14 protein-coding genes and 1 pseudogene are annotated in these 15,169 nt (G+C 55.2%); 3 read left to right on the forward strand and 12 right to left on the reverse strand.

Going from position 1 to position 15,169, the window contains the following annotated elements:
* Nucleotides 1–108 precede the first annotated feature (108 nt).
* A complete protein-coding gene (locus tag YBN1229_RS04745; RefSeq protein ID WP_152024958.1) occupies nucleotides 109–297 on the reverse strand; it encodes a hypothetical protein in 189 nt (62 codons plus the stop codon).
* 32 nt (nucleotides 298–329) lie between these two features.
* On the opposite strand from YBN1229_RS04745, the gene YBN1229_RS04750 reads away from it, so the two are divergent.
* Nucleotides 330–563, forward strand: a complete 234-nt coding sequence (locus YBN1229_RS04750) for a DUF2188 domain-containing protein (protein WP_052743709.1) — start codon at nucleotides 330–332, stop codon at nucleotides 561–563.
* Nucleotides 564–589: 26 nt separating this feature from the next.
* Here YBN1229_RS04750 and YBN1229_RS18955 read toward each other — a convergent pair whose 3' ends face one another.
* A complete protein-coding gene (locus YBN1229_RS18955) occupies nucleotides 590–874 on the reverse strand; it encodes a hypothetical protein (protein WP_162488586.1) in 285 nt (94 codons plus the stop codon).
* Here YBN1229_RS18955 and YBN1229_RS04755 point away from each other — a divergent pair.
* Nucleotides 782–1,576 (forward strand): DUF3800 domain-containing protein, encoded by a 795-nt coding sequence (locus YBN1229_RS04755; protein ID WP_046477107.1) that lies wholly within the window; start codon nucleotides 782–784, stop codon nucleotides 1,574–1,576. The two genes, YBN1229_RS18955 and YBN1229_RS04755, sit on opposite strands and share 93 nt — an antisense overlap.
* Nucleotides 1,577–1,733: 157 nt before the next feature.
* Here YBN1229_RS04755 and YBN1229_RS04760 read toward each other — a convergent pair whose 3' ends face one another.
* The 10 genes and pseudogenes from YBN1229_RS04760 to mnmE form a co-directional block, all read right to left on the reverse strand.
* Nucleotides 1,734–2,684 (reverse strand): IS1595 family transposase, encoded by a 951-nt coding sequence (locus YBN1229_RS04760; RefSeq protein ID WP_046477109.1) that lies wholly within the window; start codon nucleotides 2,682–2,684, stop codon nucleotides 1,734–1,736.
* Between the two features lie 1,369 nt (nucleotides 2,685–4,053).
* Nucleotides 4,054–5,004: a type I pantothenate kinase gene (gene coaA, locus YBN1229_RS04770; RefSeq protein ID WP_046477112.1), complete on the reverse strand. Its 951-nt coding sequence runs from the start codon at nucleotides 5,002–5,004 to the stop codon at nucleotides 4,054–4,056.
* Nucleotides 5,005–5,039: 35 nt separating this feature from the next.
* Nucleotides 5,040–5,363, reverse strand: a complete 324-nt coding sequence (locus tag YBN1229_RS04775) for a phosphoribosyl-ATP diphosphatase (RefSeq protein ID WP_046477115.1) — start codon at nucleotides 5,361–5,363, stop codon at nucleotides 5,040–5,042.
* 160 nt (nucleotides 5,364–5,523) lie between these two features.
* Entirely contained in the window at nucleotides 5,524–6,438 is a 915-nt protein-coding gene (locus YBN1229_RS04780) for a ParB/RepB/Spo0J family partition protein (protein ID WP_046477118.1), read from the reverse strand.
* A gap of 42 nt (nucleotides 6,439–6,480) precedes the next feature.
* Complete coding sequence (locus YBN1229_RS04785) at nucleotides 6,481–7,314, reverse strand: ParA family protein (RefSeq protein ID WP_046477121.1); 834 nt, start codon at nucleotides 7,312–7,314, stop codon at nucleotides 6,481–6,483.
* A 5-nt stretch (nucleotides 7,315–7,319) separates the two neighbouring features.
* The gene (rsmG, locus tag YBN1229_RS04790) at nucleotides 7,320–8,003 is read right to left on the reverse strand and encodes a 16S rRNA (guanine(527)-N(7))-methyltransferase RsmG (protein ID WP_244465009.1); all 684 of its coding nucleotides are present in this window, start codon (nucleotides 8,001–8,003) and stop codon (nucleotides 7,320–7,322) included.
* Nucleotides 8,000–9,871: a tRNA uridine-5-carboxymethylaminomethyl(34) synthesis enzyme MnmG gene (gene mnmG, locus YBN1229_RS04795; protein WP_046477123.1), complete on the reverse strand. Its 1,872-nt coding sequence runs from the start codon at nucleotides 9,869–9,871 to the stop codon at nucleotides 8,000–8,002. Before mnmG ends, rsmG begins: the two co-directional genes overlap by 4 nt.
* Nucleotides 9,872–10,175: 304 nt before the next feature.
* Nucleotides 10,176–10,723 (reverse strand): annotated as a pseudogene (locus YBN1229_RS19335) (GrpB family protein).
* Nucleotides 10,724–10,800: 77 nt separating this feature from the next.
* Nucleotides 10,801–11,529 (reverse strand): 5,6-dimethylbenzimidazole synthase, encoded by a 729-nt coding sequence (bluB, locus tag YBN1229_RS04805; RefSeq protein WP_046477125.1) that lies wholly within the window; start codon nucleotides 11,527–11,529, stop codon nucleotides 10,801–10,803.
* A gap of 182 nt (nucleotides 11,530–11,711) precedes the next feature.
* Complete coding sequence (mnmE, locus tag YBN1229_RS04810) at nucleotides 11,712–13,067, reverse strand: tRNA uridine-5-carboxymethylaminomethyl(34) synthesis GTPase MnmE (RefSeq protein ID WP_046477127.1); 1,356 nt, start codon at nucleotides 13,065–13,067, stop codon at nucleotides 11,712–11,714.
* 69 nt (nucleotides 13,068–13,136) lie between these two features.
* Between mnmE and YBN1229_RS04815 the strand changes: the two genes are divergently transcribed.
* A complete protein-coding gene (locus YBN1229_RS04815; protein WP_046477130.1) occupies nucleotides 13,137–15,164 on the forward strand; it encodes a thioredoxin domain-containing protein in 2,028 nt (675 codons plus the stop codon).
* The last annotated feature ends 5 nt before the right edge of the window (nucleotides 15,165–15,169 follow it).

Here is a 15,169-nt window from a genome sequence, read left to right on the forward strand (position 1 = left end):
GAAAACCCGCCAAATAGGCGGGTTTTCTCTATTCCAATCGCAGACTCGACTCTTAAGAACAAATGAAGTACAAGGTCGTAGTTTGCTTTTCTTACGTACACGTACTTTCTAGTTTTTCGATCCAACCGCCCTAACGGCATTTTCGACGGCGTCCGGGTCATTGAGATCGACTTCGATGCACCACTGACACGGGGTGTTGGTGCCATCGCAATCGGGGGTTCCTCGACATACGACTACGGAGATTTCGTCCGTGTCGGCGATGGGCAGCATTTCCGGTGGGAGTGTCTCGTCTGTCATGTGCATCCGTATCCACATTTATGGAGGTGCCAATGGCACGAAATCAGTACTTCGTCGTTTTGCACGACGGCCAATGGAAGATCAGTTTTAATCAGAAGCATTTCGGACCGTTTAATACGCAGGCTGATGCGATCCGCGCCGCCGTCGATGCGGCGCACTCGGCAGGCCGAAATGGGAAAGATGCCCAAGTTCTAGTTCAGGGCAGGGACAATAGGTTCCGCACGGAGTGGACCTACGGAAACGACCCATATCCGCCCCCTGGATGAAGATCTCAGAAAAGCAAAAAGCCCACCTATTTGGCGGGCTTTTTCGTCTTAGCCTTCCGCTTTGCAACTGTTTGAGGCGGTGGTGCTTTGGCGATCTTCCTAATTGCTTTGTCAAACGCCTCAGCATCTTCAGCGCAACCAAGATCTCTGGCCGCCTGCTTGAATTTTTCGCTTTGAGCCATCTTCGACCTTATATCTAACGCTGCTTCCGCTAAAACATGAGCCATAGTTTTATAGCATACATTGATGAGTCTGGTGATGACGGTTTGTGCAAATTTCGCCAACCCGGTGGCAAAGGTGGTGCTTCCCATTGGCTATGCATCTGCGCCTGCATCGTTCGGGCGACACACAGGCTAGAAGCGGTCCGCTGGCGCGATGAGATAAGAGAGAAAACTAGGAAGAAGACGAAGGGTCGCGCCATTCATTTCGCCGATTTCAATCATTCCCAAAAACGTGCTGCTTGCCAGCTCATATATCGAAAACCTCTTAGATTTATTGCGGCGATATCCAATAAAACTACGATTGAACCCGGTACATTCAGTCAAAAGAATCAACTTTACTTTTACGTAACACGGTACGCGATCGAACGAATATCCTGGTTCTGTCGAGACAATCGGGCCTTAGTTCCGGAGGGCAACGGCCAAGTCAAAATCGTTTTCTCACGTCGCGGCGGACTGTCATACGACGATTTTAAGATGTATATGTCGCGCCTCAAGGATGACGAGAACAATAACCGCGTGCATTGGCCAGTAATTGATATAGCTAGTATTGATGCGCAAGATCATAGCCGCGATGCTGGCCTACAACTGGCAGATTGCGGAGCGGCGGCAATTGCCGCCGCCTTTGAACCTGACCTATACGGAAATGTGGAAGCCCAATATCTCCACACCATCCGTGAGATGATCTACTGCCGAAGCGGAAACTATTTGAGCTACGGTCTAAAACTGCTGCCGGGCGTAGATCGGATGGAGCTAACTGCTCAGCAGGGCGCGTCTCTCAAGCCCTTCAAATAGAATAGGCAGCCCCCCGGACCATGATTGCGATCTCTCGCCTGCATCCTTTCGGATGCTCTGGTTCAACCCGGTGCATGACTGCCCTTCGTAAAATACGTTGAGTCGATAAGAATCGTCAAGAGTCAAGAGAGAACATAAAGTGAACATATTCTACTTCTTAGTCAATTCTTCGGTACGTCAGACGCTTCCCTTTGATACCGTCTAGGGCTTTCTCCGCACGCTCTTCGTCCTCGATACCTACCGCGGAGCGGTTGTTGTAGCGGAAGTCAAACTCAGCAAGATATCGATGTAGATGCTTTTCAGAGCAGTGCTGATACACACCCTTCATGCCGCGTTTGAAGATCGAGAAGTAGCCTTCAACGGTGTTGGTGCAGATGTCACCGCGACGCCACTCGTTTTCGGAGTGGTTGACGCTGCCATGCTCTGCAAAGTGATCCTTGAGGCGAAGATAGTAGGGCGCCTGATCGGTTGCGATCTTGGTTTCGCGGTCAATGTTCTCTTTGACGATCGGCAGGATCACGTTGCGGTTGGTGCCTTCGACGTGGAAGCTGCGAGCCGAGCCGCCACGGTCCACAAGGGTTAGAACCGCCATCTTGTCCGCTTGGCCAGCCTTCTTGCGGTAGTTCTTCGCGGACTTCTTCTTGCCGATGTAGGTTTCGTCTACCTCTACGATCTTGCCGTTGCCGCCCATCGGTGGAGCCAGATCCCCGCTGCGCATAGCCTCGCGAATACGATGGCTCATGAACCATGCCGTGTTGTACTGGACCTCAAGAACGCGGTGCAGCTGGTGGCTGCTGATGCCCTTCTTAGAAGAGCAGAGCAAATGCACAGCCTGGAACCACTTGTGTAAAGGTGCGTGGCTGGACTCAAAGACCGTTCCAACGCGGGCAGTAAACTGTTTGCGGCAATGGCCGCACTTCTTCAAACCGTGACGAACGACCCCCTCAGGGTTCTTCTTGCTCGGCTTACTCCGGACACCCTCAAGCGCGTAGATGCGCTCCTTGCCGCCGCAGTGTGGGCAGACTGGGCCTTCTGGCCAAAGGATGCTTTCGAGCTTTGCAAATGCCGCGGCTTCATCATGGAAATGCGGCTGGCTCAAAATAGACATGACAAAAATCCCTCTCGAATCTGACTTAAACATAAGTCAGATCGTTGGGTTTGCCAACTACGCAATCGCGCGACCACCGATAGATTAAATATCAATTATAGAGAAAACCTCTAATAAGATTGTGGCTCCAGGCCCTCGCAATTCGGGTCATAGCGAGATCGTTTCGGTCGAATAACGAACACCGACAACGAACTGCACAATATATCGGCAAAAATAAAACGTATAAGGATAAATGGACCTAGCTTGGCGTGCTCGCTATGTGTCTTCCGTCCCCCGGGCGGGATCTGCTCAACAATCACGAACCGAAGTTGCATATAGATTTTCGCCAGAGTTTCAGAGGTCTATCAATTTCGGATGCTATTTGGTCACAATTGTAGATGCGTTAAATGCGTTTTTTCTATTTAACGATTTATTTTCCTTGGTCCGAATTAGATTTTACGTGACGATCCGATAAACCGAATCGAAACACTGCACTCAAAAAGGTCTATCTATGTCCACGACAAAGACCCGACGCGGTCGACCGAAGGGGACTGGTATCGACGATCGCGTGCCTCTAATCCAGATCGCCGCACTAATTGCTGCGGATCCTGAACTGAAACCGACAACTGCAATTCGCCGAATTGGGGTTACGGAGCCATCCGTAATTCGGCGTCTTCGCGATAAGTTTAAAGTGTTTCTGGCTCAACAGAACGCTGAGTTAAATATCGCGAATAGCCAAACGGCGGCCGCACCTGCAGTAGCGGAAAGAACCGACGCACGATTGGCACACGATAAGCCCACACAGAAACAGGATAGTGAAAAGCAGTCGCTTTCAGCGACCGGCTCTAAAAAAAAGCCAGCTCTCCGGAAATCCATTCGATTCACATCGAAAACAAAACCACAAATGGGATTGGAAATCAGAGCCTGACACAGAACGTAGATTTCTGGGTTCCGGTGAAATCTACATCCCCATTCAATGGGTTTGCTGGTTATCTTCAGATGCTATCAAAAACCTTGGCGGCCCAAGCCGCTGTCACAACTTTCATCCTGCATAGCCCGTATGCACGTGCCGCGTTGCGCTATCAGGCAGCATATATGGAAGCACTAGCGAATACTCTTGCACCCCTTGTTGAAGGACAGTCCCTACGGCAACGGAATGCGCTTATTTCCGGCTGAGCATTTAATTACGGACATACTCCCATGCTCATCCAAGTCAGACCGCCGCGATGCGTTTCAGTTCACAGGCGTACGACGGTCTTTGATGGTGGAGGCGAAAGCTAAGCCATCTGTAACCAGTATCGAATAATCATCGCCGTGATGATATTCGATCCTCAGTCCCTTCTCTCGAAACTTAGGCCGTCCCCCAAGGCGGCCTATTTTCTTTTATGGGTCAGAGCTTCCTGAGAGCCACCGTTTCAATCCGATGGTCTGCAGCCTTTCGCAAAATTAATCGCGCCCGCGGGCGCGTTGGCAAAATGTTCTCTTCCAGGTTTTTCAGGTTGATGTTTCGCCAGATCATAAGGGCCCGTTCTTTAGCCTCTTCCTGACTCAACTGCGCGTAACGGTGAAAATAAGCACCAGGATCGCGAAACGCGGTCGCACGAAGCCGCATAAAACGTTTCACATACCAATGCTGAATCACATCAACGTCAGCATCGAGATAAATCGAGAAGTCAAAGAAGTCCGAAACGAACGGAATTGCAGATCCGTTCTTAGGTAACACAGCGGGCTGCAGAACATTCAATCCTTCAACGATCAGGATATCCGGGCGATCGACGATGATGTTCTGCCCGGGCAAAATATCATAATGAAAATGCGAATAAACCGGCGCCTCCACATGGGCCACGCCAGACTTCACTTCAGCCAAAAAGTTAAGGAGCAGCGGCAGATCGAAGCTTTCTGGAAAACCCTTTCGGTCCATCAGACCTAGCCGCTCCAGCTCGGCATTGGTTTTCAGAAAGCCGTCCGTCGTGACAAGATCGACGCGCGGATGGTGAGGCCAGCGCGCAAGCAACGCCTTCAACACACGCGCCGTAGTGCTTTTGCCGATAGCAACAGAACCGCCGACCCCGATAATAAAGGGAACCCGTGAGGCCTGCCGGCCCAAGAACGTGGTCGTGACGGAATCCAGTTCCTGCTGGGCGGCGACATACAGATTCAGCAGGCGCGACAACGGAAGATAAATCTCTTCCACCTCGTCCATCGACAGTTCTTCGATAAGACCCGAAAGCTGCGTAACCTCATGCGGCGCCAAAGTCATCGGCGTATCCGCGCGCAGTCTTGCCCAATCATCCCTGGTAAAAGTCAGGTAAGGCGAAAACTGCACATCTGTATACGGCATCGGCTTGCTACTCGGAGACGTTTGGCGGCCTGAAATCAATTGCCTTTACGGCGCGCCTTTTCTTCGACGCCAGACATTCCCATACGGCCCTCAAGGACCGCCAAGACGTCCGCAATCGCCACCGATCGGCTCTCGAGGAGCACCAGGAGATGATAGATTACGTCTGCTGCTTCGGATCTTAGCGCGGCATCACTTTCGCCCAAGGCAGCGATCACGGTTTCGACCGCTTCCTCGCCGAATTTCTTAGCACAGCGCGGCGACCCCTCGTCCAGCAACTGCCGAGTATATGATTTATCCGCGCTTGCCGTCCGCCGTTGTCGAATCGTAGCGGCAAGCCGCAACAGAACATCGTCATTCATTGCCAATTCCGGTTTCACTCAGCTTGGACCAGCTGACAGAGCCACGTTTAAGCTGTCGACGCCGACTGCATCGAACAGCCGCCATCAGGCCCTTCTGAACCCTGTCGGCAGTTGCAACGAAGACGTTTAATCTTGTTATGGCGTGCTGCCAAGACCAGCTTTAGCCGTTCATACTCGCAAGTCGCATACGGATATACTCGAGTTGATCAAAATTTCCGTACTTGATCACAAGGTTACCGCTCTCACCGGACCCGCGCTTGATTTCCACCTTAAGACCTAATGAGTCCGTAAGTTCCTTCTCAAAAGCACGCGTATCCGGATCCTTTTCGCGGACCTTTCGCTGTGAAGACTGCTGTGCGTTGTCAGGAGTGCCCTGCACAAGCGCTTCGACTGCGCGGACGTTCAAATCATCCGCGATGATCCGCTCCGCAAGACGCTCCGCATCGTTCCGTCCGATGAGCGCACGGGCATGGCCAGCTGTAAGCTTTCCGAGTTGCACCAGCGCCTGTACGCTTTCCGGCAAACGAAGCAACCGCAAGGTATTTGCAACATGACTGCGGCTCTTGCCGATGATGTCTGAGAGTTGCTCCTGCGAGTAATTGTACCGCTCCGTCAGCTCCCGATAGCCCATCGCTTCTTCGATCGCATTGAGATCCGCGCGCTGTACGTTCTCAATAAGCGCGAGCTCCAGGACTTCTTTATCGCTCAGCTCCCGAATGATGACCGGCACACGATGCAGACCGGCCAGCTGTGACGCGCGCCAGCGGCGCTCGCCTGCCACGATCTCATAACGGCCCGGAGCCATAGGATCAGGACGCACCAGGATCGGCTGCACGAGACCCTTTGCCCGGATAGAGTTCGCAAGTTCGGCGAGCTCTTCTTCACGGAATTCACGCCGAGGATTGAGTTTCCCGGCCCGAATTTGGTCAAGGCCCAGCGTCCGTTGCTCACCCTCGGCAGGGGCCTTCAGCGGCGTCACCTCCGGCACAGGCGAAGGAGAAGACGCAGCGGCGGCCTCTCCGATCAGCGAAGCAAGGCCTCGGCCCAGTCTGCTTTTGTGCACGGGTGCGTTCATCGCCTTCAGTGTCCTCTCGGATCTAACAGTCAACGGCCCGCGTCATGCGGCCCGGTAGTGTCTCTCACGTTCGATGATTTCGCTTGCCAAGCGAATATACGCCTGACTGCCAGCGCAATCATAATCGTATAATATCAAAGGCTTGCCATGAGACGGTGCCTCAGCAACCCTAGTATTTCGCGGGATTAGCGTATCGTAGACTTTTGATCCGAAGAAGCCCCGCACGTTCTCCACGACCTCTTTCGACAGGGAGGTCCGGGCGTCGTGCATCGTCAGGACAACGCCCTGGATCTCCAACACCGGATTGAGTGTCGCTCGGATCTGATCAATGGTCGCTTTGAACTGAGAGATGCCTTCGAGAGCGAAGAATTCGCACTGAACGGGCACCAACACCGCATGAGCCGCTGCCATCGCGTTCAAAGTAAGAACGCTAAGAGAAGGCGGACAGTCGATAAGCACGTAAGAATAACGCTCATCTTCCGGCAGCGACGGGAAGCTTGCCAGCATCTGCGCTACAGCGTTCTTAAGCCGGAATGGCCGATCCGACTCTGAGATGAGCTCTGCCTCCAGCCCTACGAGATCGGCATTCGCCGGCACAATACGTAAACCGGGGATAGCCGTCGGCAGCGCAGCATCTGTGAGGCGCGCTTCACCAACGAGAACATTGTAAGATGTGTTGATCCTCGCCTGAACGTCGATACCTAACCCCGTCGAGGCATTCCCCTGCGAATCGAGATCGATAACGAGAACGCGTTCGCCGATTGCGGCAAGCGCTGTGGAAAGGTTGATCGCCGTGGTGGTCTTACCCACCCCACCTTTTTGGTTGGCGATAGCGAGAATCCGAGGACCCGTTCCTCCAGGGATAGCGCCAGTCACTGGATTTACCCTTTCGATTTGGCCTTCAAATGTTCGATCACAGCAATGCGCCCCTCTGGATCCGTGAGGCTTTGCTCCAGCCGAACGTCGAACTGCCAGTCCTTGCGAGCCGCCTCGATCTCTCGCTCCACGTCGCGGCCTTTCGGGAACAGCCCAATCGTGCCGTCGTTGAAAAAGCGGTACGCCAATCCGAGCAATCGCTCGAGTGGCGCCAACGCGCGAGCCGTAACGACTTCAACTGGCTCGAAATTAGCCTGAGTCGATGATAACTCGATTCGCCTGGGAACGATGTCCACAGCTACAGAGGTCCTCCGGGCGATTTCCCCAAGGAAAGCGGCCTTGCGGGCATCACTTTCTATGAGTCGCACAACAGAACCCGCCTCTGCTCCTCGTTTACCGTGGATCAGGATGGCAATAACCAACCCCGGGAAACCTGCACCCGACCCCAAATCAACCCACGACGTGACATTCTCAGGAGCCAGCTTCAGCAATTGCGCAGAATCCGCAAAATGGCGCTGCCAAACTGAATCCAGAGTACTCGGCGCGACGAGGTTGATCGTTTTTTGCCAATGTTGAAGCGTATTGGCGTATAAATCAAGTAACTCTAGTGTTTCACGTGAAATATCAAAGTATTCTATAAATTCTTCTGGACCAGAGATGTTTATTGAACTCATATCATTCGGCGTCATGCCGACTTCCGTGATGAATATTTTTTAAGATTAGCTGCTAACAACATCAAAGCAGCTGGAGTCATACCGTCTATCCGTCCTGCTTGAGCAAGATTCAGCGGCTTATACTTGATCAGTTTCTGTCGGGCTTCATTAGAGAGCCCTGGGACGGCGTCATAATCAAACCCGTCTGGAATACGAACCGCCTCATCCCGCCGGAGACTGGCAACATCCTCCTCCTGACGCTGCACATAGGTGTGATACTTGGCGTCCACAGCCAACTGTCCGGCAATCGCAGCATCCAAGCTGGCAATCTCGGACCAGATCGCACCTAACCGCGCGACGTCAATTCCCGGCATCGATAACAGCTCGAACGCTGAGCGCCGGCGGCCATCCTGATTGATTTCCAACCCATGATGCTTCGCTGCGCTGGGCGTCAACGACAGACGCTCCAAGAGCGCACGCCCATCAGAAAGGGCTTCCACCTTGTCTAGGAACACCGCCGCACGTGACGCGGAAACGCATCCTACAGCAACACCTAACGGAGTCAGACGCTGGTCAGCGTTATCAGCCCTGAGCTTTAAGCGGAATTCCGCACGTGACGTGAACATCCGATAGGGTTCGCTCACACCGCGTGTCACCAAATCATCAATCATCACACCCAGGTAGCCATCCGCCCGTGAGACAGTAATCCCATCGCCACCGCCAGCCCTTCGCGCAGCATTGATGCCCGCGATAAGTCCCTGCGCCCCAGCCTCTTCGTAGCCCGTGGTCCCGTTGATTTGCCCTGCCAGGAACAATCCCGGCAGCAGCTTCACTTCAAGGGTCGCCTGCAAACTACGAGGGTCAACGTAGTCATACTCAATCGCGTATCCCGGCCGTTTGATCTGGACCTTCTCCAATCCCGGCATGGTCTTCAGGAAGGCGTCCTGCACCTCAACCGGCAGAGACGTCGAAACTCCATTGGGATAAACCGTATCGTCGTCGAGACCCTCTGGCTCCAGAAACACCTGGTGGGTCGAGCGATCGGCAAACCGAACGACTTTGTCTTCGATGGACGGGCAATAACGCGGCCCGACACTCTTGATATCGCCGGAATACATCGGCGCGCGCGATAGGTTCGCCCGGATAATCTCATGTGTTTTGGCTGTGGTGTACGTAATCCCGCAGCGGATTTGCGGTGTGGTGATCTCATGTGTCAGGAACGAGAACGGTACGGGCGGATCATCCGCCGCCTGCATCTCGAGCCCGCTCCAATCGATCGAAGAGGACGCCAAACGCGCCGGCGTTCCTGTCTTTAGCCGCCCAAGTTGCAACCCAAGCCCGTAAAGGCGCTCCGAAAGCTTGAGTGCGGGCGCATCCCCGACGCGGCCTGCCGGAATCTTAGTAGCCCCCATGTGAATGAGCCCATTGAGGAACGTGCCCGTCGTCAACACCACTGCTCCGCAGCGCAGCGTCTCGCCCGTGCCCAACACGACACCAGCCACCGCGCCGTTCTCGACCAGCAGGTCCTCAACGCCACCTTCAACAACCGATAGGTTCTCTGTTTCGTCGATCGCAAACTGCATAGCCCGGCGATAAAGCGCCCGATCCGACTGGGTCCGCGGTCCCTGAACAGCGGGTCCTTTTGAGCGGTTGAGCAAGCGGAACTGAATACCGGAAGCATCCGCCACGCGACCCATCAAACCATCAAGCGCATCGATTTCCCGTACCAGATGACCCTTGCCGAGGCCACCAATCGCAGGATTGCAGGACATCTCGCCGATCGTCGCACGCTTATGGGTAACCAGGGCCGTCTTCGCGCCCATCCGTGCAGCCGCAGCCGCGGCTTCACAGCCGGCGTGGCCGCCGCCCACGACAATAACGTCGAAGTCTGCAACGCGTGTCATATTCAGTTTTAATCCAGCTGGTGTTGCGCCCGCAGTCTATAAGAACAGCGAGGCGGCACGTCAAAATTTTACGTATATTCGGGTCTGCCTAAGTATGGATTCACGTGAAACATTGGCCAATACATGACCCGATACAAGACTTACATGATTCACGTGAAACAGTTTGAGTGGCGCGCAAGACTAGACACTCAGAGCACTTAAGCCTGCCGAACGTTGACCCATTCACAATTCCGAAGCTCGACCGTATGGCTTGAAGGTCGAGAAGCAGAACGCTCTCACTGATAAATCCGTGAGAGCGTCAAGATCAGGGCCGGGTGTTCACGTCCAGTCGAACATGCGCAAGAGCCTCAGCCTCGACCCTGCGCACCCACCCGGCCTTACAGTCCCCATATGCGTGAGAGTCATTTGGATTGAGCGCTTGGCAACGCAACTTCTCCTGATTATACGCACGCGCAATTTCAGGATGCTCTAGAAGATAATCTCGAAAAGCTAGATGCCGCGGGATCTCCGCAGATCCCTGACCATAGCAATGGAGCTGCACAAGCCGTCGCCCGGTCACCAGGTCGGATTTGGTACAGTAACGCCGGCCGGGAAGACCGAGCTCCCCCACCATTCGTAGCCTAACGCTTCAATTTCTCGCTGGCGATCATCCAACTCTCTCAAGCTTGTCACGACCGGCATCAGATCAAGAACGTGTTTGGCATGAATCCCGGGGATAGCAGTCGAACCGATATGGTGGACGATCTGAACGCAGTGACCCGCAGCGGCCGTAAAGGTCTGAGACTCTCTATCCGCATCCCGCGCCCACCGAGGATCGTGGGATATCAACTCGACCTTGAACGGCGGTGGCATTGATTATCTTTCTTGGACGCAACCATCGAACAACCGACGGCTTCCAGCGACGAGTTTGAAGCAGCTATCCGTTTCTCTCACTCAGCTTGATCATCGGACTTAGCGCATGAAGAAGCACCCCATCTGTCTTCATAGACAAGACTATCGAGATCCATACGGTTCTGCCATCCGCGAACCTGGAGTTCCGGCTCGGAAAAGAGACCCTCAACTTTCCCGACGCACAGATAAGCCACGATACGGATGTTCTGCGGGATATTCAGAACCGCTTTGACCTCATCCTCTTTCAGGATGCTCACCCAGCCGACACCGATCCCCTCTGCACGCGCCGCCAACCATAGGTTCTGGACCGCACACACCGTACTGAACAGATCCATGTCTGACATATGCGTCGTGCCCAGTACGACAGGCCCGCCACGCTGCCGGTCGCACGTCACGCAGATGTTGAGCGGCGCGGTCCGGATGCCTTCGAGCTTCAACGACCGATAATGCTTCTGCCGCTCGGATGGAAACATGGCAGCGGCTTCTTCATTCGCCTCAGCAAAAATGTCGCCGATACGGTCCTTCACAGCCTTGTCGCGGATCACGAGGAAGTTCCACGGCTGCATAAAGCCAACGGAAGGGGCATGGTGGGCCGCAGTCAGAATGCGCTTGAGAACATCGTCCGGCACGACATCGGGCAGGAACTCCCCCCGCACATCACGACGCGTAAAGATCGCCCGATAGACGGCATCGCGCTCTTCCACGGTAAATGGTGAGGCAGATTGGAGTTCAAAGGGAGATTCAGTCTCGTCGTCCTTGGTGGACATCAACTCTCCTCGGCAATGCCGGTTGTTCTGTTAGTGCTCCCGCACCTTACCCCCATCCATCAGACACAGCGAGAGCAGGCTTCTGTTACTGCAAATACTAACGAGATCCGTTCGATACATCGCTGCGTGAACAATTCGGATGATTCACGTGAAACAAAACCTCGCACACGCAAGTAGTCTCGTCACTTACCGATACAAAATCGCGCAAAGACCGCGTCCAAGACATCCTCAACGTCAACACGACCAGTAATGCGCCCCAGCGCATTTGCAGCGAGGCGAAGTTCCTCTGCCCGGAGCTCGGCCAGGTCGTCCGCCTCATCCCGATTGAACATCTCCAAATGCCGTAAGCACGCTTCGAGATGCTGTCGGTGTCGGGCCTGCGTAACGACCGGCTCCTCTCTTGGCGCGATACGCACACGCGCAGCATCGGCAATTCTCTTAATAAGCTGATCAACGTTCCATCCCGTTTTGACCGAGATCGGGAGAGCCTCCTCTGTCCCAACCGTCCCGCCTGCACCCTCAAAGAGATCTGCCTTGTTCCAGACGATGATGGTGTCGGCCGCGCGCTGGGCCAAGATCGGTGGCCGCTCGCCGGCAGGCAAGCTTGCATCCTCGATCCAAACGATGAGATCGGCTTCTTCGGCCCGAAGCAGCGTTCTCCGGATCCCTTCGCGCTCAACGGCATGAGCGGTGTCACGAAGACCTGCTGTATCCGTGACAATGATGGGCAAGCCATCGAGATCAAGTCGGACTTCGATCACGTCACGGGTCGTTCCCGCTTCTTCGGACACAATAGCTGCATCGCGCCGTGCAAGACGGTTAAGCAGACTGGATTTCCCGACGTTTGGTGCACCGGCCAACACCACCCTAAATCCTTCTCGAAGGATCTCTCCGCGATGTCCATCATCAAGATGCTGAGCAAGGGCTGCATGCAATGTCTCGACGACGACGCCCGCCCGCACCATCGACGAGGAACTCACGTCTGCCTCATCTGAAAAGTCGATAGCAGCTTCGACGAGTGCCAAAGCCCCGATGAGATCGGCCCGCCACCCCTCGTAAAGCTCAGACAGTCCTCCGGCTGCTTGGCGGAGCGCCTGAACACGCTGCGCTTCCGTCTCAGCATCGATCAGGTCCGCGATGCCCTCTGCTTCGGTGAGGTCGATCTTTCCAGCCGCAAACGCCCGGCGCGCGAATTCTCCTGGATCAGCCAAACGGCAGCCATCGATTGTCCCGATCGCCGCAAGCATTGCCTGGACGACAGCACGGCCACCATGCACTTGAAGTTCCGCGACATCTTCACCGGTAAACGTCCCAGGCGCCGGCATCCATAAGACGAGGCCCTCATCGATCGCCTCATCGGCTCCCGGTCGAAAAAACTGTCGCAAGGCGGCGTACCGAGGCCGCGGAAGCCCTCCCGTAAGCACCTCCACAACATGACCCGCAAGTGCTCCGGATACCCGAATGACCGCGACACCGGCACGACCCGGTGCACTCGAAAGAGCGTAAATCGTTTGCCCTGAGGTTGCGTGAATGCTCATGAAGCTTGATTACTCAAAGAAACGTGCCTGACCACAACGCCATTTGCCAAAGAATTCCGAGGTCCCATCATGAGCCGCAACCGCCTGGCAGACGAAACCAGCCCATACCTCCTCCAGCACAAGGATAACCCTGTGCATTGGTGGGCGTGGGGACCTGAAGCGTTGGCGGAAGCCAAAGCAACGGGAAAACCAATCCTGCTCTCCGTCGGATATGCCGCATGTCACTGGTGCCATGTGATGGCCCACGAGAGCTTCGAAGATGACGAAACCGCTGCGGTCATGAACGAGCTGTTTGTGAATATCAAGCTCGACCGTGAGGAACGTCCCGACATCGACGCCATCTACATGTCCGCGCTCCATCATCTCGGCGAACAGGGCGGTTGGCCACTGACGATGTTCTTGGACACCAATGCACGGCCCTTCTTCGGCGGAACATACTTTCCAAAAACACGTGGCTACGGCCGACCTGCATTCGTAGACGTGCTGCACAACATCTCCCGCATCTATCACCAGGAACCGGAGAAGGTTACGCACAACGCCGACATCATAACCAACGCACTACGCGCGCCGCCAGCCCAAGGCCAGGCAATGATCGTTGGAGACCAGCTCATCAACGAACTGACATCTCGTCTTGTGGGAGCTGTTGATCCTTTGAACGGCGGTCTCACAGGTGCCCCCAAATTCCCGCAATGGAGCATCTTTTGGCTGCTCTGGCGTGGCGCAATCCGCTACGGCAACGAAACAGCCGCAAAGGCCGTCGAAAACACGCTCGTCCATATTTGCCAAGGCGGCATCTACGATCATCTCGGCGGCGGGTTCTCCCGCTACTCAGTAGACGAGCGCTGGCTCGCTCCGCATTTCGAGAAGATGCTCTACGACAATGCGTTGCTTGTAGACGAACTGACGGAGTGCTTCCGCGAAACGGGACGCCCGCTGTTTAAGCGGCGCATTGAAGAAACCATCACATGGCTCCAGCGCGAGATGATCGCGGAAGGTGGCGGTTTCGCTGCTTCTCTCGACGCCGATTCCGAAGGCGAGGAAGGCAAATTTTACGTCTGGTCTGCTGATGAGATTCAGTCCGTGCTCGGCCCCGAGGACGCCGCTGTCTTCTGCGCGACCTACGACGTTTCGTGCGACGGCAACTGGGAAGGCCACAACATCCTCAACCGTCTCAAGCGCCTCGACGATCTCAGCGACGACGAAGAGGCACGTCTTGCCGCCATGCGCGAGAAACTATTAGCGCATCGCGTCGGCCGCATCCGGCCAGGTTGGGACGACAAGGTACTTGCGGACTGGAACGGCTTAATGATCGCGGCACTCGCCCGCGCGGCGCAGGTATTCGCACGTCCCGATTGGCTCACGACCGCTGAAACAGCCTTCGAATTCATCTCGACGAAGATGGCTCCGGATGGCCGGCTGCGCCACTCTTATCGCGACGGAAAGCTTGGTGCGACGGCGACCGCAAGCGACTACGCCAACATGGTCTGGGGCGCTCTCCGTCTGTTCCAGGCCACCAATGCGCCGAAATACCTCGAGGCCGCACAAACCTGGACCGACACACTGCACCAGCACTACTGGCTGCCCGCTGAATCCCGATATGCGACCACAGCGGATGACACTGATGACGTTCTTGTACGCCTGTCCGGCGGCACCGACGACGCGATGCCGAACGCCAACGGCATTCAGGTCTCAAACCTTATGCACCTCAGCATGCTCACCGGTGATGATCGCTATCGTGAACAGGCCGCGATGATCCTTGAGAGCTTCTCCACCGACATGCATCAGAACTTGGTCGGACACACCGGCCTGCTGGCTGCCGCGCTGGATGTCATCAACCCGCAGCAGGTCGTAATCGCGGCAGAGACACCGGACGGGCCAATGGCGAAAGCCCTCCACAGCGTCTCCCTTCCTGGCGCCCTTGAGCACATCATCAACGATGTGGAACCAACATCCAGGTCACCATCAGTCATGGGCAAAGCCGCACGTGACAGACAGCCAACGGCCTACGCGTGCATCGGTCCTCAGTGCTCCGCACCCCTGACCGATCCGGAAGAATTTCTCGGGCTTCTGAAACAACAGCGCGCCGCCGTCGGATGACGGGG

The sequence above is a fragment of the Candidatus Filomicrobium marinum genome (genome assembly GCF_000981545.1).
GTDB classification, from domain to species: Bacteria; Pseudomonadota; Alphaproteobacteria; order Rhizobiales; family Hyphomicrobiaceae; genus Filomicrobium; species Filomicrobium insigne.

Excerpts from the sequence above, each read along its gene's own strand:
- rsmG (WP_244465009.1), bottom strand. The coding sequence starts at position 8,003 with ATGACGCCGAATGATATGAGTTCAATAAACATCTCTGGTCCAGAAGAA.
- mnmG (WP_046477123.1), bottom strand. The coding sequence starts at position 9,871 with ATGACACGCGTTGCAGACTTCGACGTTATTGTCGTGGGCGGCGGCCAC.
- YBN1229_RS18955 (WP_162488586.1), bottom strand. The coding sequence starts at position 874 with ATGGGAAGCACCACCTTTGCCACCGGGTTGGCGAAATTTGCACAAACC.
- YBN1229_RS04760 (WP_046477109.1), bottom strand. The coding sequence starts at position 2,684 with ATGTCTATTTTGAGCCAGCCGCATTTCCATGATGAAGCCGCGGCATTT.
- YBN1229_RS04815 (WP_046477130.1), top strand. The coding sequence starts at position 13,137 with ATGAGCCGCAACCGCCTGGCAGACGAAACCAGCCCATACCTCCTCCAG.
- YBN1229_RS04755 (WP_046477107.1), top strand. The coding sequence starts at position 782 with ATGAGCCATAGTTTTATAGCATACATTGATGAGTCTGGTGATGACGGT.
- YBN1229_RS04775 (WP_046477115.1), bottom strand. The coding sequence starts at position 5,363 with ATGAATGACGATGTTCTGTTGCGGCTTGCCGCTACGATTCGACAACGG.
- bluB (WP_046477125.1), bottom strand. The coding sequence starts at position 11,529 with ATGTCCACCAAGGACGACGAGACTGAATCTCCCTTTGAACTCCAATCT.
- mnmE (WP_046477127.1), bottom strand. The coding sequence starts at position 13,067 with ATGAGCATTCACGCAACCTCAGGGCAAACGATTTACGCTCTTTCGAGT.
- YBN1229_RS04745 (WP_152024958.1), bottom strand. The coding sequence starts at position 297 with ATGACAGACGAGACACTCCCACCGGAAATGCTGCCCATCGCCGACACG.
- coaA (WP_046477112.1), bottom strand. The coding sequence starts at position 5,004 with ATGCCGTATACAGATGTGCAGTTTTCGCCTTACCTGACTTTTACCAGG.
- YBN1229_RS04750 (WP_052743709.1), top strand. The coding sequence starts at position 330 with ATGGCACGAAATCAGTACTTCGTCGTTTTGCACGACGGCCAATGGAAG.
- YBN1229_RS04780 (WP_046477118.1), bottom strand. The coding sequence starts at position 6,438 with ATGAACGCACCCGTGCACAAAAGCAGACTGGGCCGAGGCCTTGCTTCG.